This is a genomic window from Cupriavidus sp. GW822-FHT03E04 (assembly GCF_058801495.1).
Genome location: NZ_JBXANI010000025.1, coordinates 91,946 through 109,952, shown reverse-complemented (window position 1 = coordinate 109,952; position 18,007 = coordinate 91,946). Strand labels below are relative to the sequence as shown.

The window sequence follows — 18,007 nt, the reverse complement described above, 5'->3', positions numbered from 1 at the left end:
AACGGAGCGTTTATGCGCCGTGCCGTCGAGTAAGTGGTCACCCGGCGAATTTGCCTCGATGGAAGGCAAGCTAGTTGGTGGCCGGAGAGCGGGAAATCATTGCCGCGCTCTCAACTGAATCTAAAGGAAAGAAGATGCCACGTCGTCGTGAAGTCCCCAAGCGGGATATCCTGCCCGATCCGAAGTTCGGTAACGTTGAAGTTGCCAAGTTCATGAACGTCCTGATGCTGGACGGCAAGAAGTCGGTTGCCGAACGTATCGTTTATGGCGCGTTCGACCAGATCGAAAAGAAGGCAGGCAAGGCCCCCGTTGAAGTGTTTTCCGTTGCGATCAACAACGTGAAGCCGGTGGTCGAAGTGAAGAGCCGTCGCGTGGGCGGCGCCAACTATCAGGTTCCGGTCGAAGTCCGTCCGTCGCGTCGTTTGGCATTGGCGATGCGTTGGTTGCGCGAGGCCGCGAAAAAACGCAGCGAGAAGTCGATGGCGCTGCGCCTGGCAGGTGAGTTGCTGGAAGCTGCGGAAGGCCGCGGCGGCGCGATGAAGAAGCGCGACGAAGTGCACCGCATGGCCGAAGCCAACAAGGCGTTCTCGCACTTCCGCTTCTAAAGCGCGCGAGTTATACGCCGTTGGTTGCCGGGCGGGCTGTGTTTTCACACGCTCGCCCGTTTGTGTTACGGGCGTTGGCAATGAGATGCCGGCGTCTCACGGACGAATAGAGGATTAAAGTGGCTCGTAAGACTCCCATTGAGCGCTACCGCAATATCGGTATCTCGGCTCACATTGACGCGGGTAAAACCACCACGACCGAGCGTATCCTGTTCTACACCGGTGTGAACCACAAGATCGGTGAAGTGCATGATGGCGCCGCCACGATGGACTGGATGGAGCAGGAACAGGAGCGTGGCATCACGATCACCTCCGCTGCGACCACCGCCTTCTGGAAGGGCATGGCCGGCAATTACCCGGAACACCGCATCAACATCATCGACACCCCGGGCCACGTGGACTTCACCATCGAGGTGGAGCGCTCCATGCGCGTGCTGGACGGCGCATGCATGGTCTACTGCGCAGTGGGTGGCGTGCAGCCCCAGTCGGAAACCGTTTGGCGCCAGGCTAACAAGTACGGCGTGCCGCGCTTGGCCTTCGTCAACAAGATGGACCGTACCGGCGCGAATTTCTTCAAGGTCTACGACCAGCTGAAGACCCGCCTGAAGGCTAGCCCGGTTCCCGTCGTTGTGCCCATCGGCGCCGAAGACACCTTCAAGGGTGTGGTCGACCTCATCAAGATGAAAGCGATCATCTGGGACGAGGCCAGCCAAGGCACCAAGTTCGACTACGTGGACATCCCGGCTGAACTGGCCGACTCGTGCAACGAATGGCGCGAGAAGATGGTCGAGGCAGCTGCCGAGTCGAACGAAGAGCTGATGAACAAGTATCTGGAAGAGGGCGAACTGTCCGAAGCCGAGATCATCAAGGGCCTGCGCGACCGTACCATCGCCTGCGAAATCCAGCCGATGCTGTGCGGCACCGCGTTCAAGAACAAGGGCGTGCAGCGTATGCTGGACGCCGTGATCGACTTCCTGCCGTCGCCGGTCGACATCCCGCCGGTCACCGGCGTGGACGATGACGACAAGGAAGTGTCGCGCCGTGCTGCGGACGACGAAAAGTTCTCCGCTCTGGCGTTCAAGATCATGACCGACCCGTTCGTCGGCCAGCTGATCTTCTTCCGCGTCTATTCGGGCAAGGTCAATTCGGGCGACACCATCTACAACCCGGTCAAGAGCAAGAAGGAACGCCTGGGCCGGATTCTGCAGATGCACGCCAACCAGCGCGAAGAAATCAAGGAAGTGCTGGCAGGCGACATCGCCGCCGCGGTTGGCCTGAAAGAAGCCACCACGGGCGACACGCTGTGCGATCCGGACCACATCATCATCCTGGAACGCATGGTGTTCCCGGAGCCGGTGATTTCGCAGGCTGTCGAGCCGAAGACCAAGGCTGACCAGGAAAAGATGGGCATCGCCCTGAACCGCCTGGCACAGGAAGATCCGTCGTTCCGCGTGAAGACCGACGAAGAATCCGGCCAGACCATCATTTCGGGCATGGGCGAGCTCCACCTCGAAATTCTGGTTGACCGCATGAAGCGCGAGTTCGGCGTGGAAGCCACCGTGGGCAAGCCCCAGGTTGCGTACCGCGAAACCATCCGCAAGACCTGCGACGAAGTGGAAGGCAAGTTCGTCAAGCAGTCGGGCGGCCGTGGCCAGTACGGTCACGTGGTGCTGAAGCTCGAGCCGCAAGAACCGGGCAAGGGCTACGAATTCGTCGACGCCATCAAGGGCGGCGTGGTTCCGCGCGAGTACATCCCCGCAGTGGACAAGGGCATTCAGGACACCCTGAACTCCGGCGTCCTGGCAGGCTTCCCGGTGGTCGACGTCAAGGTCACGCTGTTCTTCGGTTCGTACCACGATGTGGACTCGAACGAAAACGCGTTCAAGATGGCCGGCTCCATGGGCTTCAAGGAAGGCATGCGTCGCGCAAGCCCCGTGCTGCTCGAGCCGATGATGGCCGTGGAAGTGGAAACGCCCGAAGACTTCATGGGTAACGTGATGGGCGATCTGTCGTCGCGTCGCGGCATTATCCAGGGCATGGACGACATGGTCGGCGGTGGCAAGATCCTGCGCGCGGAAGTTCCGCTGGCAGAGATGTTCGGCTACTCGACCTCGCTGCGTTCGGCCACGCAAGGCCGTGCTACGTACACGATGGAGTTCAAGCACTACGCTGAAGCTCCGAAGAACGTAGCCGACGCCGTGATCACGGCACGTGGCAAGTAAGTAAAAAAATCCGCCGCCGCGCGTTGTGCGCGGCGGCACTATGAACACGACATACTGGTTTCGATTAGGAGCTGAAAAATGGCAAAGGAAAAGTTCTCGCGGACTAAGCCGCACGTGAACGTTGGCACGATCGGTCACGTTGACCACGGCAAGACCACCCTGACGGCAGCAATTGCCACGGTGCTGGCAGCCAAGTTTGGCGGTTCGGCCAAGAAGTACGACGAAATCGACGCAGCGCCGGAAGAAAAGGCACGCGGTATTACCATCAACACCGCCCACGTCGAGTACGAAACGGCTAACCGCCACTACGCACACGTTGACTGCCCGGGCCACGCTGACTATGTGAAGAACATGATCACGGGCGCCGCACAGATGGACGGCGCGATCCTGGTGTGCTCGGCCGCTGACGGCCCCATGCCCCAGACCCGCGAACACATCCTGCTGGCCCGCCAGGTTGGCGTGCCTTACATCATCGTGTTCCTGAACAAGTGCGACATGGTCGACGACGCCGAGCTGCTCGAGCTGGTCGAAATGGAAGTGCGCGAGCTCTTGTCCAAGTACGAATTCCCCGGCGACGACACCCCGATCATCAAGGGTTCGGCCAAGCTGGCACTGGAAGGCGACAAGGGCGAACTGGGCGAGCAAGCCATTCTGGCCCTGGCCGAACAGCTGGACAGCTACATCCCGACGCCGGAACGTGCCATCGACGGTACCTTCCTGATGCCGGTGGAAGACGTGTTCTCGATCTCGGGCCGTGGCACGGTTGTGACCGGTCGTATCGAGCGCGGCATCATCAAGGTTGGTGAAGAAATCGAAATCGTTGGTATCAAGCCGACGGTCAAGACCATCTGCACCGGCGTGGAAATGTTCCGCAAGCTGCTGGACCAAGGTCAAGCAGGCGACAACGTGGGTCTGCTGCTGCGCGGCACGAAGCGCGAAGACGTCGAGCGCGGCCAAGTGCTGTGCAAGCCGGGTTCGATCAAGCCGCACACGCACTTCACCGGCGAGGTCTACATCTTGTCGAAGGACGAAGGCGGCCGCCACACCCCGTTCTTCAACAACTACCGCCCGCAGTTCTACTTCCGTACGACCGACGTGACTGGCTCGATCGAGCTGCCGAAGGACAAGGAAATGGTCATGCCGGGTGACAACGTGTCGATCACGGTCAAGCTGATTGCCCCGATCGCCATGGAAGAAGGCCTGCGTTTCGCCATCCGTGAAGGCGGTCGTACCGTCGGCGCCGGCGTCGTGGCAAAGATCCTCGACTAAGCAAACTTCCTGGAGCAGGCTGGCGGTACAATACCGTCGGCTTGTTCCCATGTTCCAGGGCGCACGCCGCCCATCGCTCTTTTAAGGAAATATCATGCAGAACCAGAAGATCCGTATCCGCCTGAAGGCTTTCGACTATCGCCTGATCGACCAGTCGGCAGCCGAAATCGTGGATACCGCCAAGCGCACCGGCGCGATCGTCAAGGGCCCGGTGCCCCTGCCGACCCGTATCCAGCGCTTCGACATCCTGCGTTCGCCGCACGTCAACAAGACGAGCCGTGATCAGTTCGAGATCCGTACTCACCAGCGCCTGATGGACATCGTCGATCCTACCGACAAGACCGTTGACGCACTGATGAAGCTCGACCTGCCGGCCGGCGTCGACGTCGAAATCAAGGTGTAAGGTATTCGGCACAAGACCGCCCCAAGCGGTTTTGCGCAAACAAAAACGGCGAACTTCGGTTCGCCGTTTTTGTTTTTGTGTTCCCACCTGAATGAATGCGGCCTAAGCGGGCCCGCGTCGGCGCAGTGTTTGCCCCGGCGGTTCGCCAAAACTTTTGCGGTATTCCACGCTGAAGCGCCCCAGATGGCTGAAGCCCCAGCGCAGGGCCGCAGCCGTGACCGAGTCGATCGCCGGGTCGTTCAGCAGGTCATGGCGAACACGCTCCAGTCGCACCGCGCGCAGGTAGGCCATCGGGCTGATGCCGCGGTGCTCCCGAAAGCCAGCATAGAGCCCGCGCAGGCTCACACCGGCGATTTCCGCCAGCAGGGCGGGGGTCAGCGGCGCCTGCGCGTGGGCATGGATGTACTCCTCAACCTGCTTCACGTGGCGCGGCGCCAGCGGTTTGCCCCGTGCCCGCATTGCCTCCGCCAGGCTGTGGGGCTGCACTGTCAACAACGTGCCGATCACCAACTGCTCCAGCTGGCAGGCAGTCAGCGGATGCCGCGCCGCGTCCGGCGCCAGCGCCAGCAGGTCGGCCACGTAGTGCATCAGCTGGTACCAGGCCGCCAGGCGGCGCCAACCCATCCCAAGCTCAAAGCGCAGCGGTGCCTGTGGCCGATGGCCGAGGTGCGCCGCACATACCCGCTCCAGCGCACCGCGCTCCACGCGCACGATCAACTGGTCGCTGTCGTGGCTCCAGCGCATCCGCACGGGGTCGCTCGGCGTGAGCACCGAGGCCATGTCGCGGTCGGAGAGGATCTGCTGCGGGCCGCAATGGATCTGCGCATGGCCCGCCAGCGGCATCTGCACCAGCAGGAAATCATCGAGCGGCCCCGGCTCGATCTGGGCCTCCGCGCCATAGGCCAGCCGGTTGAAGGACACGGCGCCAAGCGGCGCATGATGCATGCGGGCAGCCAGCGTCGTGCCGCCGATGGTGAGCTTGTGCGGCTTGAAAACCGTACCCACCGCTGCGCGCGTCTGGGCCTGGTCGGTCGAGGCAAAGACCAGCCGGGTGGGGTCGGATAGCAGGGTGCGTGCCAGCGGCTCGGTGGCCGTGGCCGCGGGGGGCTGAGGCATTGTCTCGCTCCTCGGCGTCATTGGCGCGCCGCTTAGTACATTGGGCCCGGCCAGCCTGCGGGCGGATTCCTTCACACCACTATAGTGGATCGCTTCCCGGCGCCCCTTGCCCATGCCGGCATTTTCCTGCACTAATCGGATAGCCGCTGCAGCCCGCGGCTAGTTTGCTGCGGTGCGGATCGCCCATGATGGAATCCAGCACGGCAGCCCCAACCCCCAAAGACAAAGGAGCGCAGCCCATGGGCCAGACTATCCAGATCCACGCCGCCGACGGCGCATTCAACGCCTACCTTGCCACGCCCCCATCGGGCAAGGGACCCGGCATCGTGTTGTGCCAGGAAATCTTCGGCGTCAATGCCACCATGCGCGCGGTGGCGGACTACTACGCCGAGGAAGGCTACACGGTGCTGGTGCCGGACTTGTTCTGGCGTATCGCCCCCGGCATCGAACTGGGCGATCGCGGTGAGGACTTTCAGCGCGCCCTGGGCTTGTATCAGCGCTTCGATGAGGCACTCGGCGTCAAGGATGTCGGTGCGGCGCTGGATGCGCTGCGGGCCCGTCCTGAATGCGTGGGCCAGACCGGGGTGCTCGGTTTTTGCCTGGGCGGGAAGCTCGCCTATCTGGCTGCTTGCCGCCTGGATGGCGTGGCCTGCGCCGTGGCGTACTACGGCGTCGGCATCGAGCGCGCGCTGGACGAGGCGGTCAATATCCAGGGGCGGCTGGTGCTGCATGTGGCCGAGCGTGACGGCTTCTGCCCACCGGAGGCGCAGGCGAAGATCCGCGCAGGCTTGGGCGGCAAGGACGGCATCGAGTTGTACGTTTATCCAGGCGTGGACCACGCGTTCGCGCGCACCGGCGGCGAGCATTTCGACCACCCATCGGCGCTGATGGCGCATCAGCGCTCGATAGCCGCGCTGCGCGCAGAGATGGGTCCGCACTACGATTTCTCAGCCCTGTGGGACAAGCACTGCGAATACGAGTTCGCCACCCGCGATGTCGACGCCACGATGGCGACGATGGTGTCGGAACCCTACGTGAACCATATCCCGACCATGACAGGCGGCGTCGGCCACCGGCAGCTCAAACGCTTCTACCAGAACCATTTCGTCAACAGCAATCCGCCCGATACCAGCCTGATTCCGCTGTCGCGCACCGTGGGTGCCAGCCAGATCGTCGACGAGATGCTGTTCTGCTTTACGCATACCTGCGAGGTCGACTGGATGCTGCCTGGCGTGGCGCCCACTGGCAAGCGGGTGGAGATTCCCCTCATCGCCATCGTCAAGTTCCGCGGCGATAAGCTTTACCACGAGCATATCTACTGGGACCAGGCGAGCGTGCTGGTGCAGATCGGCATGCTCGATCCGGCCGGCCTGCCCGTGGCAGGTGTGGAGACCGCACGCAAGCTGCTCGACGAAACGCTGCCCTCCAACACGCTGATGGCGCGCTGGCAGGAGAGCGAAGGCAAGTAAGAGCCCATAAGGGCAAGTACCACGCATCACAGAAAAGCAAAAGGCCGCACCCGGCACGTGCTGTCGCAAGGCGGCAGCCGGGCAGCGTCCAAGACAACCAGGAGACAGCGTCATGAAAGGACTGCGGGACAAAGTGGCCATCATCAGCGGTGGTGCTACGTTGATCGGCGCGGGCGTGGCCAGCGCCTTCGTCGAGGCCGGCACGCGAGTGGCCATTCTCGACATCGATGCCAGCGGCGGCGAGCGGGCAGCTGCCGCGTTGGGCGAGCGGGCGTTGTTCGTCCACACGGACATCACCGACGATGCCCAGGTGGCCGCGGCGGTTGCCCGGGTGAGCCAGCACTTCGGTGGCGTTGACTACCTGGTCAACCTGGCGTGCACCTATCTGGACGACGGCTTCAAATCAGGACGGCGCGACTGGCTTGCGGCGCTGGACGTCAACGTGGTTTCCGGGGTGATGCTGGCGCAGGCCGTGCACCCGGCCATGCGGGCACGCGGCGGTGGCGCCATCGTCAACTTCACCAGTATTTCCGCCAATGTGGGGCAGACGGGCCGCTGGCTCTATCCGGCCTCCAAGGCTGCCATCCGGCAACTTACCCGCAGCATGGCGATGGATCTCGCGCCCGATGGCATCCGGGTCAACGCCGTTTCTCCCGGCTGGACCTGGTGCCGGCTGATGGACGAGGTCAGCGGTGGCAACCGCGAGCGCACCGATCGCGTGGCGGCGGACTTCCACCTCCTTGGCCGCGTTGGCGAGCCCGACGAAGTGGCGCAGGTCGTGTTGTTCCTCTGTTCCGACCACGCCAGCTTTGTGACCGGCGCGGACTATGCGGTGGACGGCGGCTACTCGGCGATGGGGCCCGAGCAGAACGTGCCCGCCATTCCCAGGCTGGCCGATTGACGCCGGCATCGAGCATCCCCCAAATCCGGGGCTTCGATTTTCATCCTGAATATCCAGTAGGAGATTGCCATGAGCCAACGCATTGCCATCATCGGGGCAGGCCAGTCAGGCCTGCAGATGGCCCTCGGGCTGCAAGCCAAAGGCTATCAGGTCACACTGCTGACCAATCGAACGCCGGACCAGGTCAGGGCGGGCAAGGTCATGTCCAGCCAATGCATGTTCGATCGCGCGTTGCAGGCCGAGCGCGAGCTTGGGCTGAACTGGTGGGACGATAGCTGCCCCCCCGTAGAAGGCATTGGCCTGGCGATTCCGCATCCGGAGCAGGTTGGTGCCAGGCTGATCGACTGGGCCGCCCGGCTCGAGCGGCCGGCGCAGGCCGTGGACCAACGCGTCAAGATGCCAGCCTGGATGGAGGCCTTCGCAGAGCGTGGCGGCGACCTGCGCATCGCCGATGCCGGCATCGATGAGCTCGAGGCGCTGACACTTGAGCACGATCTGGTCCTGCTCGCCGCCGGCAAGGGCGAAATCGTCAGCCGCTTCGAGCGTGACGCCGCGCGCAGTCCCTTTAGCGCGCCGCAACGCGCGCTGGCCTTGACCTATGTGAACGGCATGACGCCGCGCACGCCGTATTCGCGGGTTTGCTTCAACCTGATTCCCGGCATCGGCGAATACTTTGTGTTCCCCGCGCTGACCTTGAGCGGACCTTGCGAGATCATGGTGTTCGAGGGCATACCGGGCGGACCCATGGACCAATGGGCTGAGGCGCGTACGCCCGAGCAGCACCTTGCCGAAAGCCTGCGCATCCTTCGCACCTGGTTGCCATGGGAAGCGCAACGCTGTGAAAATGTCACGCTGACCGATGAGCAGGGCATCCTCGCCGGCCGGTTCACGCCAACCGTGCGCCACCCGGTCATGACGCTGCCGTCCGGCCGGCTGGTGTTCGGCATGGCGGACGCAGTGGTAGTCAACGACCCCATCACCGGACAGGGCTCGAACAACGCCGCCAAATGCTGCAAGGTGTATCTGGAGGCGATCGTCGCGCGCGGCGATCGTGCCTTCGACGCCGCCTGGATGACGCAGACCTTCGCCAGTTACTGGCATTACGCCGGTGACGTCGTGAACTGGACCAACTCGCTGCTCACGCCGCCGCCGCCGCACATCCTGGCATTGCTGGGCGCGGCCGGGCAGGCGCCGGCGCTGGCCGCACGCATCGCCAACGGCTTCGACAACCCGCCGGACTTCTTCCCCTGGTGGGCTGACCCTACCGCCTGCCAGCAACTGATCGACCGGCATTTGCCGCAGGCAGCCTGAGATGGACGCCGCCTGTGCTGTGCTCGACCCCAAGGCACTGCGTCAAGCTTGTGGCCGGTACGCCACCGGCGTGGCGGTCATCGGGGCCTGCGGTGCTGATGACCGCCCGATCGGCCTGACCATTAACTCTTTTGCCTCGCTGTCGCTGGCGCCGCCGCTGATCCTGTGGAGCCTCGCCTTGCATTCGCCGAACGCGGCGCGTTTCACGCCGGGGAACCCCTTCGGCGTCAGCATCCTGCGGGCGGGGCACGGCGAGCTCGCCCGGCGCTTTGCCAAGCCCGCAGACGACAAGTTTGCCGGAGTCGCCCATCGGCGATGCCAGCGTGGCGTGCCTTATCTCAATGATGCCCTGGCCACCCTGGCGTGCCGGGTGGAGCGCGCCGATGCCGTCGGGGATCACTTGCTGATCGTGGGCCAGGTGGAGGGGTTTGAGATAGGGGAGGGCGAGCCGCTGGTGTTCTTCGGCGGGGAATTTGTGCAGCTGGGGCGATAGGAGCACGCGAAAACGCTACAAAACAACACCGCCCCGTACGCTCCCGCATACGCATACTTGTCAATCCACGCTTGCTCTTTCCAAATCTACGCGATATAGTGTAAGGCTACCCGTTTGTCTATGGGTAGTGGGCTGGCCAGTTTGGCCGCGCGCAGTCTTCTTCAGCGCAAGCCCCGCACTGCAAACACTGTTTTCGTGTATTAATCAGCCCCGGCCAATCGCAGCTGGGAATGGAGCAAACCATGAGCCTTGGCCTTGTAGGTCGCAAGGTTGGCATGACCCGTATTTTCACGGACGACGGCGATTCAATTCCCGTTACCGTGGTCGAGGTCGGCGACAACCGCGTGACACAAATCAAGACGGACGAGACCGACGGTTATACCTCGGTTCAAGTCACTTTCGGCGCACGCCGCGCTAGCCGCGTCACCAAGCCCCTGGCAGGTCACCTTGCCAAAGCTGGTGTTGAAGCTGGTGAAATCATCCGCGAATTCCGCATCGATGCCGCTAAGGCTGGCGAACTGCAACCCGGCGGCACGCTGTCGGTTGACCTGTTCGAAGTCGGTCAAAAGATCGACGTCCAGGGCGTGACCATCGGTAAGGGCTACGCCGGTACCATCAAGCGTCACCATTTCGCATCGGGTCGTGCCACCCACGGTAACTCGCGTTCGCACAACGTGCCGGGTTCCATCGGTATGGCGCAGGATCCGGGCCGTGTGTTCCCCGGCAAGCGCATGACTGGCCATCTGGGTGACGTCACCCGCACCGTCCAGAACCTGGAAATCGCCAAGATCGACGCAGAGCGCAAGCTGCTGCTGGTCAAGGGCGCCATTCCCGGCTCCAAGGGCGGCAAGGTTATCGTTACCCCGGCCGTCAAGGCCAAAGCCAAAGCTTAAGGAGCGAATCAATGGAACTCAAGCTCCTCCAGGACAATGGCCAGATCGGCGCAGGCGTTGACGCCTCGCCCGAAGTCTTCGGCCGTGACTACAACGAAGCCCTCGTTCACCAGGTCGTCGTCGCTTACCAGGCTAACGCTCGCAGCGGTAACCGTAAGCAGAAGGACCGTGAAGAGGTCAAGCACACGACCAAGAAGCCTTGGCGCCAGAAGGGTACGGGTCGCGCCCGTGCCGGTATGTCTTCCTCGCCGCTGTGGCGCGGGGGCGGCCGTATCTTCCCGAATTCGCCGGAAGAGAACTTCACGCAGAAGGTCAACAAGAAGATGTTCCGTGCCGGCATGCGCTCGATTTACTCGCAGCTCGCACGTGAAGGTCGTATCAACGTGGTGGACGGTTTCACCGTCGATGCGCCCAAGACCAAGCTCTTGGCCGACAAGTTCAAGGCCATGGGCCTGGACTCGGTGCTGATCATCACCGACAGCCTCGACGAAAACCTCTACCTGGCTTCGCGCAATCTGCCGCACGTGGCGGTTGTCGAGCCGCGCCAGGCTGACCCGCTGTCGCTCGTGCACTACAAGAAGGTGCTGGTGACCAAGGCAGCCGTCGCGCAGATCGAGGAGTTGCTGAAATGACGCAAGTAGCCAAGAACGATCATCGTTTGATGCAGGTGCTGCTCGCGCCGGTGGTTTCCGAAAAGGCAACCCTGGTCGCCGACAAGAACGAACAAGTCGTGTTCGAAGTCGCTCGCGATGCCAACAAGGCAGACGTGAAGGCGGCAGTCGAACTGCTGTTCAAGGTCGAGGTGCAGTCCGTTCAGATCCTGAACCAAAAGGGCAAGCAAAAGCGTTTTGGCCGTTTCATGGGGCGTCGCAACCACGTGAAGAAGGCTTACGTTTCGCTCAAGCCGGGTCAGGAAATCAATTTTGAAGCGGAGGCCAAGTAATCATGGCACTCGTCAAGACCAAGCCGACGTCCCCGGGCCGTCGCTCCATGGTAAAGGTTGTTAACCACAACCTGCACAAGGGCGCGCCCCACGCTCCGCTGCTGGAAAAGCAATTCCAGAAGTCGGGCCGTAACAACAACGGTCACATCACCACTCGCCACAAGGGCGGTGGTCATAAGCACCATTACCGCGTGGTCGACTTCAAGCGCAACGACAAGGACGGCATCGCCGCCAAGGTCGAGCGCCTGGAATACGATCCGAACCGCAGCGCCAATATCGCGCTGGTGCTGTTCGCCGACGGCGAGCGCCGCTACATCATTGCCACCAAGGGCATGGTAGTTGGCCAAGCGTTGATGAACGGCTCGGAAGCTGCGATCAAGTCGGGTAACAACCTGCCGATCCGCAACATTCCGGTTGGTACCACCATCCACTGCGTGGAAATGCTGCCGGGCAAGGGCGCTCAGATCGCTCGCGCCGCTGGCGGCTCCGCTGTGCTGCTGGCTCGTGAAGGCATCTACGCTCAGGTTCGCCTGCGCTCCGGTGAAGTGCGTCGCGTTCACATCGAATGCCGCGCCACCATCGGTGAAGTCGGTAACGAAGAGCATAGCCTGCGCGTCATCGGCAAGGCCGGTGCAAATCGTTGGCGCGGTATCCGCCCGACGGTTCGCGGCGTTGTGATGAACCCGGTGGACCACCCGCACGGTGGTGGTGAAGGCAAGACCGCTGCTGGTCGTGACCCCGTTTCGCCGTGGGGTACCCCGGCTAAGGGTTACCGTACCCGCAGCAACAAGCGCACTGCCAGCATGATCGTGCAGCGCCGCCACAAGCGTTAATCGGTAGGTAGGAGCCTAGACATGACACGTTCCGCAAAAAAGGGTCCGTTCTGTGACGCCCACCTGCTGAAAAAGGTGGAAGCGGCCTCAGCCGGCAAGGACAAGAAGCCCATCAAGACTTGGTCGCGTCGCTCGACCATTCTGCCGGACTTCATCGGCCTGACGATCGCCGTACATAACGGCCGTCAACACGTGCCGGTGTATGTTTCGGAAAACATGGTTGGCCACAAGCTCGGTGAATTTGCGCTCACGCGTACGTTCAAGGGCCACGCGGCTGACAAGAAAGCGAAGAGGTAAGGTGCCATCATGGAAGTGAAAGCGATTCATCGCGGTGCCCGCATCTCCGCCCAGAAAACGCGCCTGGTCGCTGACCAGATCCGCGGTCTGCCGATCGAACGCGCGCTCAACGTCCTGACGTTCAGCCCGAAAAAGGCGGCCGTCATCGTGAAGAAGGTGGTCGAATCGGCCATCGCCAACGCCGAGCACAACGAAGGCGCCGACATCGACGAACTGAAGGTCAAGACCATCTTCGTCGACAAGGCAACCTCGCTCAAGCGTTTCACGGCACGAGCAAAGGGCCGCGGCAACCGCATCGAGAAACAAACTTGTCACATCACTGTGACGCTCGGCAACTAAGGAGTCACGATGGGACAGAAGATTCATCCGACTGGCTTCCGTCTGGCCGTCAGCCGTAACTGGGCTTCGCGTTGGTACGCCAACAACACGAAGTTCGCCGGCATGCTGAAGGAAGACATCGAAGTTCGCGAGTTTCTGAAGAAGAAGCTCAAGAACGCTTCGGTTGGCCGCGTCGTGATCGAGCGCCCCGCCCGTAATGCACGTCTCACCATTTATAGCTCGCGTCCGGGCGTGGTGATCGGCAAGAAGGGTGAGGACATCGAACTGCTCAAGGCCGAGCTGCAACGCCGCATGGGTGTGCCCGTGCACGTGAACATCGAGGAAATCCGCAAGCCGGAAACCGATGCGCAGCTGATCGCCGACTCGATCACCCAGCAGCTCGAGCGCCGTATCATGTTCCGCCGCGCAATGAAGCGCGCGATGCAGAACGCGATGCGCCTCGGTGCCCAGGGCATCAAGATCATGAGCGCCGGTCGTCTGAACGGCATCGAAATCGCTCGTACCGAGTGGTATCGCGAAGGTCGTGTGCCCCTGCACACCCTGCGCGCCGACATCGACTACGGCTTCTCCGAAGCAGAAACCACCTACGGCATCATCGGTGTCAAGGTGTGGGTCTACAAGGGTGATCACCTCGGCCGCAACGATGCGCCGGTGGTGGAAGAGCCGCAAGACGATCGTCGTCGTCGCCCGGGTGGTCGTCCTGATGGTCGTCGCCGTGAAGGCGAAGGCGGCCGTCCGGGTGGCAACCGCCGCGGTGGCGCGGGTGCCGGTGCAGGTCGCCGCGCTCCTGGCGCAGATGCGAAGAGTGGAGAATAACGATGCTGCAACCTAAGCGCAGAAAATACCGCAAGGAGCAGAAAGGCCGCAACACGGGTAAGGCTACCCGTGGCAACGCCGTGTCTTTCGGCGAATTCGGCCTGAAGGCGATGGGCCGTGGTCGTCTGACGGCTCGTCAGATCGAGTCGGCACGTCGTGCGATGACCCGTCACATCAAGCGTGGCGGCCGCATCTGGATCCGGATTTTCCCGGACAAGCCGATCTCGAAGAAGCCCGCCGAAGTCCGTATGGGTAACGGTAAGGGTAATCCGGAATACTACGTGGCAGAAATCCAGCCGGGCAAGATGCTGTACGAAATGGATGGCGTGACGGAAGAGCTGGCTCGTGAGGCGTTCCGCCTCGCCGCCGCCAAGCTGCCGATCGCTACCAATTTCGTGGTGCGCCAGGTCGGGACGTAAGGAGAGCAGGGATGAAAGCATCCGAACTTCGCGGCAAAGATGCCGCAGGGCTGAACCAGGAGCTCTCCGAGCTGCTGAAGGCCCAATTTAGCCTGCGCATGCAAAAGGCCACCCAACAGCTGCAGAACACCAGCCAGCTGAAGAAGGTGCGCAAGGACATCGCGCGGGTGCAAACCGTGCTGAACGAAAAGGCGACCTCGAAATGACTGAAACTGCACAAACGGAATCGTCGCTTCGCCGCACGCTGGTCGGTCGGGTAGTTAGCGACAAGATGGACAAGACCGTCACGGTCTTGATCGAAAACCGCGTCAAGCATCCTCTGTACGGCAAGTACGTGCTGCGTTCCAAGAAGTACCACGCACACGACGAAGCCAACCAGTACAAGGAAGGCGACAAGGTCGAGATCCAGGAAACGCGTCCGCTGTCGCGGACCAAGTCCTGGGTGGTTTCCCGTCTGGTCGAAGCTGCGCGCGTCATCTAAAAAACCACACGGTTTTCGGTTGACTTGCGAGTCCAGGGTTATGTGCTATAATCCTGGACTTCCGCTTTGTTGCATTCGCCTTAGTTGTATCACCCCGGCGAATCGGTGAAGCGAACCTAGCCGAGCGGCTCCTGATTAACCATGTTCAGGCCGCCTGGTAACTACCGACTTCAAAGTTGATCAACCCAAACGGTTGCTGGCGCAAAGCCAGGGGCTGACGGGACCAAGACTGACCGGCGGGCGTTGCCCGGTGGATTAAGTTGGGAAGATAACACCATGATTCAGACAGAAAGCCGGCTCGAAGTAGCCGATAACACTGGTGCGCGCGAAGTTCTGTGCATCAAAGTGCTGGGTGGGTCCAAGCGCCGCTATGCGAGCGTGGGCGACATCATCAAGGTGACCGTTAAGGACGCAGCGCCGCGCGGTCGCGTGAAGAAGGGCGATATTTACAACGCCGTCGTCGTGCGCACCGCCAAGGGCGTGCGTCGCGCTGATGGTTCGCTCGTCAAGTTCGACAGCAATGCCGCTGTCTTGCTGAACACCAAGCTCGAGCCGATCGGCACCCGTATTTTCGGGCCGGTGACTCGTGAACTCCGTACCGAGCGCTTCATGAAGATTGTGTCGCTCGCGCCGGAAGTGCTGTAAGGAGCCGCCATGAACAAGATTCGTAAAGGCGACGAAGTCATCGTCCTGACCGGAAAAGACAAGGGCAAGCGCGGCACCGTGCAAGCCATGCTCGGCGAGAAGGTTGTGGTGGAAGGCGTCAACGTTGCTAAGAAGCACGCACGTCCGAACCCCATGCTGGGCACCACCGGTGGTGTGGTCGACAAGGTCATGCCGCTGCATATTTCTAACGTTGCGCTCGTGGATGCCAATGGCAAGCCGTCGCGCGTCGGTATCAAGGTGGAAGACGGCAAGCGTGTACGCGTGCTGAAGACCACCGGTGCCGTCGTGGCAGCTTGATTCTGGGCACAGATAGGAGTTGAGCATGACTGCACGTCTGCAAGAGTTTTACAAAGAACAAGTAGTACCGAAGCTGATCGAGCAATTCGGCTTCAAGTCGGTCATGGAAGTGCCGCGCATCACCAAGATCACCCTGAACATGGGCCTTGGCGAAGCCATCAATGACAAGAAGGTCATTGAGCTGGCCGTGGGCGACCTGACCAAGATCGCCGGCCAAAAGCCGGTGGTGACCAAGGCCAAGAAGGCAATCGCCGGCTTCAAGATCCGCCAGGGTTATCCCATCGGCGCGATGGTGACGCTGCGCGGCGAACGCATGTTCGAATTCCTGGATCGTCTCGTGACCGTGGCCCTGCCGCGCGTGCGTGACTTCCGTGGTGTTTCGGGCCGCTCGTTCGATGGTCGTGGCAACTACAACATCGGTGTGAAAGAGCAGATCATTTTCCCCGAAATTGAGTACGACAAGATCGACGCACTGCGTGGTCTGAACATCAGCATCACGACGACGGCGAAGAATGACGAGGAAGCCAAGGCACTCCTCGCAGCATTCAAGTTCCCGTTCCGTAATTAAGGGGTAACCGTGGCTAAATTGGCTCTGATTGAACGTGAGAAGAAGCGCGCTAGGCTCGTGGCAAAGTATGCCGACAAGCGTGCGACCCTCAAGGCCATTATCGACGACCAAGAGAAGTCGGAAGAAGAGCGTTATAGCGCGCGTCTCGAGCTGCAGCAGCTCCCGCGCAACGCGAACCCGACTCGCCAGCGTAACCGCTGCGCGATCACCGGTCGTCCCCGCGGTACCTTCCGCAAGTTTGGCCTGGCGCGTAATAAGATCCGTGAAATCGCCTTCCGTGGCGAAATCCCGGGTCTGACGAAAGCCAGCTGGTAATTACGCACAGGCTACAGGAGAAACAGTATGAGCATGAGCGATCCTATCGCCGATATGCTGACGCGCATCCGCAACGCCCAAGGCGTGCAGAAAGTGTCGGTTGTCATGCCGTCGTCGAAGCTGAAAGTGGCAATCGCCAAGGTCCTTAAGGACGAAGGCTACATCGACGACTACGCCGTGAAAGAAGAAGGCGGCAAGGCACAACTGAGCATCGGTCTGAAGTACTACGCTGGCCGCCCGGTCATCGAGCGCATTGAACGCGTCTCGAAGCCTGGTCTGCGTGTGTACAAGGGCCGCAGCGACATCCCCCAAGTGATGAACGGCCTCGGCGTCGCAATCATCTCGACCCCCCAGGGTCTGATGACCGATCGCAAGGCACGTGCCACTGGCGTGGGCGGCGAAGTTCTTTGCTACGTCGCGTAAGGAGTAGACCATGTCCCGTGTAGGTAAGGCTCCCATCGCGCTGCCCAAAGGCGCAGAAGTCAATGTGGCGGCTGGCGTGCTCTCCGTTAAGGGCCCGCTCGGCACGCTGACGCAGCCGATTCACAGCCTGGTCAAGGTCAATGTCGAAAACGACACGCTGACCTTCGCTCCGGTTGATGAATCGCGCGAAGCAAACGCACTGCAGGGCACCATGCGCGCCCTGGTGGCCAATATGGTCAAGGGTGTAACCGCCGGTTTCGAGCGCAAGCTTAACCTGGTCGGCGTGGGCTATCGTGCCCAGCTGCAAGGTACTGCGCTGAAGCTCCAGCTTGGTTTCTCGCACGACGTGATCCATGCGATGCCGGAAGGCGTGACGGCGGCAACGCCCACGCAGACCGAGATCATCATCAAGGGTGCGGACAAGCAGAAAGTCGGTCAGGTGGCTGCGGAAGTCCGCGCGTACCGTCCGCCTGAGCCCTATAAGGGCAAGGGCGTTCGCTACTCGGACGAGCGCGTCATCCTGAAGGAAACCAAGAAGAAGTAAGGGGTGCAATCATGAACAAGAAAGACGCTCGTTTGCGCCGTGCACGTCAGACCCGCGCCAAAATCGCGGAGTTGAAGATCAACCGTCTGACCGTGTTCCGTACGAATTCGCATATTTACGCCCAGGTCTACTCGCCGTGCGGCACGCAAGTGCTGGCATCGGCTTCGACCGCCGAGGCAGAAGTGCGCAAGGAACTGACCGGCAGCGGTGCTACCGCAGCCGCCGCGACCCTGATTGGCAAGCGCATCGCCGAAAAGGCGAAGGCAGCTGGCGTGGAAACCGTTGCGTTCGATCGCGGCGGCTTCCGCTTCCATGGTCGCGTGAAGGCACTGGCTGACGCAGCACGCGAAGCCGGCCTTAAGTTCTAAGCGCACATAGAGAGAT

Annotated in this window: 26 protein-coding genes; 25 read left to right on the top strand and 1 reads right to left on the bottom strand. The window is 61.6% G+C overall.

Translation table 11 applies throughout. From position 1 onward, the window contains the following. The first annotated feature begins 134 nt into the window (after positions 1 to 134). From rpsG to rpsJ, 4 genes are all read left to right on the top strand, one after another. Positions 135 to 605 carry a 30S ribosomal protein S7 gene (gene rpsG / locus AC1RQC_RS31025; protein ID WP_035876146.1) on the top strand — a complete coding sequence of 157 codons (471 nt, stop codon included), beginning with the start codon at positions 135 to 137 and terminating at the stop codon, positions 603 to 605. A 119-nt stretch (positions 606 to 724) separates the two neighbouring features. Further along, entirely contained in the window at positions 725 to 2,827 is a 2,103-nt protein-coding gene (gene fusA, locus AC1RQC_RS31020; protein ID WP_492376383.1) for an elongation factor G, read from the top strand. A 78-nt stretch (positions 2,828 to 2,905) separates the two neighbouring features. Continuing rightward, a complete protein-coding gene (gene tuf, locus AC1RQC_RS31015; protein WP_006164373.1) occupies positions 2,906 to 4,096 on the top strand; it encodes an elongation factor Tu in 1,191 nt (396 codons plus the stop codon). Positions 4,097 to 4,190: 94 nt separating this feature from the next. Continuing rightward, the gene (rpsJ, locus tag AC1RQC_RS31010) at positions 4,191 to 4,499 is read left to right on the top strand and encodes a 30S ribosomal protein S10 (protein ID WP_006160488.1); all 309 of its coding nucleotides are present in this window, start codon (positions 4,191 to 4,193) and stop codon (positions 4,497 to 4,499) included. Positions 4,500 to 4,601: 102 nt separating this feature from the next. Here rpsJ and AC1RQC_RS31005 read toward each other — a convergent pair whose 3' ends face one another. Beyond that, positions 4,602 to 5,615 carry an AraC family transcriptional regulator gene (locus AC1RQC_RS31005; protein ID WP_492376024.1) on the bottom strand — a complete coding sequence of 338 codons (1,014 nt, stop codon included), beginning with the start codon at positions 5,613 to 5,615 and terminating at the stop codon, positions 4,602 to 4,604. A 239-nt stretch (positions 5,616 to 5,854) separates the two neighbouring features. On the opposite strand from AC1RQC_RS31005, the gene AC1RQC_RS31000 reads away from it, so the two are divergent. From AC1RQC_RS31000 to rplR, 21 genes are all read left to right on the top strand, one after another. Then, on the top strand, positions 5,855 to 7,084 hold the full coding sequence (locus AC1RQC_RS31000) for a dienelactone hydrolase family protein (RefSeq protein ID WP_492885584.1): 1,230 nt from the start codon (positions 5,855 to 5,857) through the stop codon (positions 7,082 to 7,084). 112 nt (positions 7,085 to 7,196) lie between these two features. Further along, positions 7,197 to 7,985: an SDR family oxidoreductase gene (locus AC1RQC_RS30995; protein WP_458762293.1), complete on the top strand. Its 789-nt coding sequence runs from the start codon at positions 7,197 to 7,199 to the stop codon at positions 7,983 to 7,985. 69 nt (positions 7,986 to 8,054) lie between these two features. Further along, a complete protein-coding gene (locus AC1RQC_RS30990) occupies positions 8,055 to 9,296 on the top strand; it encodes a styrene monooxygenase/indole monooxygenase family protein (RefSeq protein WP_492376022.1) in 1,242 nt (413 codons plus the stop codon). A 1-nt stretch (position 9,297) separates the two neighbouring features. Then, entirely contained in the window at positions 9,298 to 9,789 is a 492-nt protein-coding gene (locus AC1RQC_RS30985) for a flavin reductase family protein (RefSeq protein ID WP_492376021.1), read from the top strand. A 242-nt stretch (positions 9,790 to 10,031) separates the two neighbouring features. After that, positions 10,032 to 10,682 carry a 50S ribosomal protein L3 gene (rplC, locus tag AC1RQC_RS30980; RefSeq protein ID WP_035870770.1) on the top strand — a complete coding sequence of 217 codons (651 nt, stop codon included), beginning with the start codon at positions 10,032 to 10,034 and terminating at the stop codon, positions 10,680 to 10,682. Positions 10,683 to 10,693: 11 nt separating this feature from the next. Further along, positions 10,694 to 11,314, top strand: coding sequence for a 50S ribosomal protein L4 (rplD, locus tag AC1RQC_RS30975; RefSeq protein WP_006160474.1), 621 nt, complete (start codon positions 10,694 to 10,696; stop codon positions 11,312 to 11,314). Beyond that, entirely contained in the window at positions 11,311 to 11,625 is a 315-nt protein-coding gene (gene rplW / locus AC1RQC_RS30970) for a 50S ribosomal protein L23 (RefSeq protein WP_006160473.1), read from the top strand. The genes rplD and rplW overlap by 4 nt, the downstream gene beginning before the upstream one ends. Before the next feature lie 2 nt (positions 11,626 to 11,627). Beyond that, complete coding sequence (gene rplB / locus AC1RQC_RS30965; protein WP_043350353.1) at positions 11,628 to 12,458, top strand: 50S ribosomal protein L2; 831 nt, start codon at positions 11,628 to 11,630, stop codon at positions 12,456 to 12,458. 21 nt (positions 12,459 to 12,479) lie between these two features. Continuing rightward, positions 12,480 to 12,755, top strand: a complete 276-nt coding sequence (gene rpsS / locus AC1RQC_RS30960) for a 30S ribosomal protein S19 (protein ID WP_006160471.1) — start codon at positions 12,480 to 12,482, stop codon at positions 12,753 to 12,755. A gap of 9 nt (positions 12,756 to 12,764) precedes the next feature. Beyond that, on the top strand, positions 12,765 to 13,094 hold the full coding sequence (gene rplV / locus AC1RQC_RS30955) for a 50S ribosomal protein L22 (RefSeq protein WP_006160469.1): 330 nt from the start codon (positions 12,765 to 12,767) through the stop codon (positions 13,092 to 13,094). Between the two features lie 9 nt (positions 13,095 to 13,103). After that, positions 13,104 to 13,910 (top strand): 30S ribosomal protein S3, encoded by an 807-nt coding sequence (gene rpsC, locus AC1RQC_RS30950; protein ID WP_006160467.1) that lies wholly within the window; start codon positions 13,104 to 13,106, stop codon positions 13,908 to 13,910. Positions 13,911 to 13,912: 2 nt separating this feature from the next. Next, complete coding sequence (gene rplP / locus AC1RQC_RS30945; RefSeq protein WP_006160465.1) at positions 13,913 to 14,329, top strand: 50S ribosomal protein L16; 417 nt, start codon at positions 13,913 to 13,915, stop codon at positions 14,327 to 14,329. Between the two features lie 11 nt (positions 14,330 to 14,340). Beyond that, positions 14,341 to 14,535: a 50S ribosomal protein L29 gene (rpmC, locus tag AC1RQC_RS30940; RefSeq protein WP_006160464.1), complete on the top strand. Its 195-nt coding sequence runs from the start codon at positions 14,341 to 14,343 to the stop codon at positions 14,533 to 14,535. Then, positions 14,532 to 14,810, top strand: coding sequence for a 30S ribosomal protein S17 (gene rpsQ, locus AC1RQC_RS30935; RefSeq protein WP_006160462.1), 279 nt, complete (start codon positions 14,532 to 14,534; stop codon positions 14,808 to 14,810). The genes rpmC and rpsQ overlap by 4 nt, the downstream gene beginning before the upstream one ends. A gap of 276 nt (positions 14,811 to 15,086) precedes the next feature. Beyond that, on the top strand, positions 15,087 to 15,455 hold the full coding sequence (gene rplN, locus AC1RQC_RS30930; protein ID WP_017225233.1) for a 50S ribosomal protein L14: 369 nt from the start codon (positions 15,087 to 15,089) through the stop codon (positions 15,453 to 15,455). A 9-nt stretch (positions 15,456 to 15,464) separates the two neighbouring features. Then, the gene (rplX, locus tag AC1RQC_RS30925; protein WP_043350346.1) at positions 15,465 to 15,773 is read left to right on the top strand and encodes a 50S ribosomal protein L24; all 309 of its coding nucleotides are present in this window, start codon (positions 15,465 to 15,467) and stop codon (positions 15,771 to 15,773) included. Between the two features lie 25 nt (positions 15,774 to 15,798). Continuing rightward, positions 15,799 to 16,341, top strand: a complete 543-nt coding sequence (gene rplE / locus AC1RQC_RS30920) for a 50S ribosomal protein L5 (RefSeq protein ID WP_006160458.1) — start codon at positions 15,799 to 15,801, stop codon at positions 16,339 to 16,341. Between the two features lie 9 nt (positions 16,342 to 16,350). Continuing rightward, the gene (rpsN, locus tag AC1RQC_RS30915) at positions 16,351 to 16,656 is read left to right on the top strand and encodes a 30S ribosomal protein S14 (protein WP_006160456.1); all 306 of its coding nucleotides are present in this window, start codon (positions 16,351 to 16,353) and stop codon (positions 16,654 to 16,656) included. A 27-nt stretch (positions 16,657 to 16,683) separates the two neighbouring features. Continuing rightward, positions 16,684 to 17,079, top strand: a complete 396-nt coding sequence (gene rpsH, locus AC1RQC_RS30910) for a 30S ribosomal protein S8 (protein WP_006160454.1) — start codon at positions 16,684 to 16,686, stop codon at positions 17,077 to 17,079. 10 nt (positions 17,080 to 17,089) lie between these two features. Continuing rightward, the gene (rplF, locus tag AC1RQC_RS30905; RefSeq protein WP_043350342.1) at positions 17,090 to 17,623 is read left to right on the top strand and encodes a 50S ribosomal protein L6; all 534 of its coding nucleotides are present in this window, start codon (positions 17,090 to 17,092) and stop codon (positions 17,621 to 17,623) included. Positions 17,624 to 17,634: 11 nt separating this feature from the next. Further along, positions 17,635 to 17,991 (top strand): 50S ribosomal protein L18, encoded by a 357-nt coding sequence (gene rplR / locus AC1RQC_RS30900; protein WP_043350338.1) that lies wholly within the window; start codon positions 17,635 to 17,637, stop codon positions 17,989 to 17,991. Positions 17,992 to 18,007 lie beyond the last annotated feature (16 nt).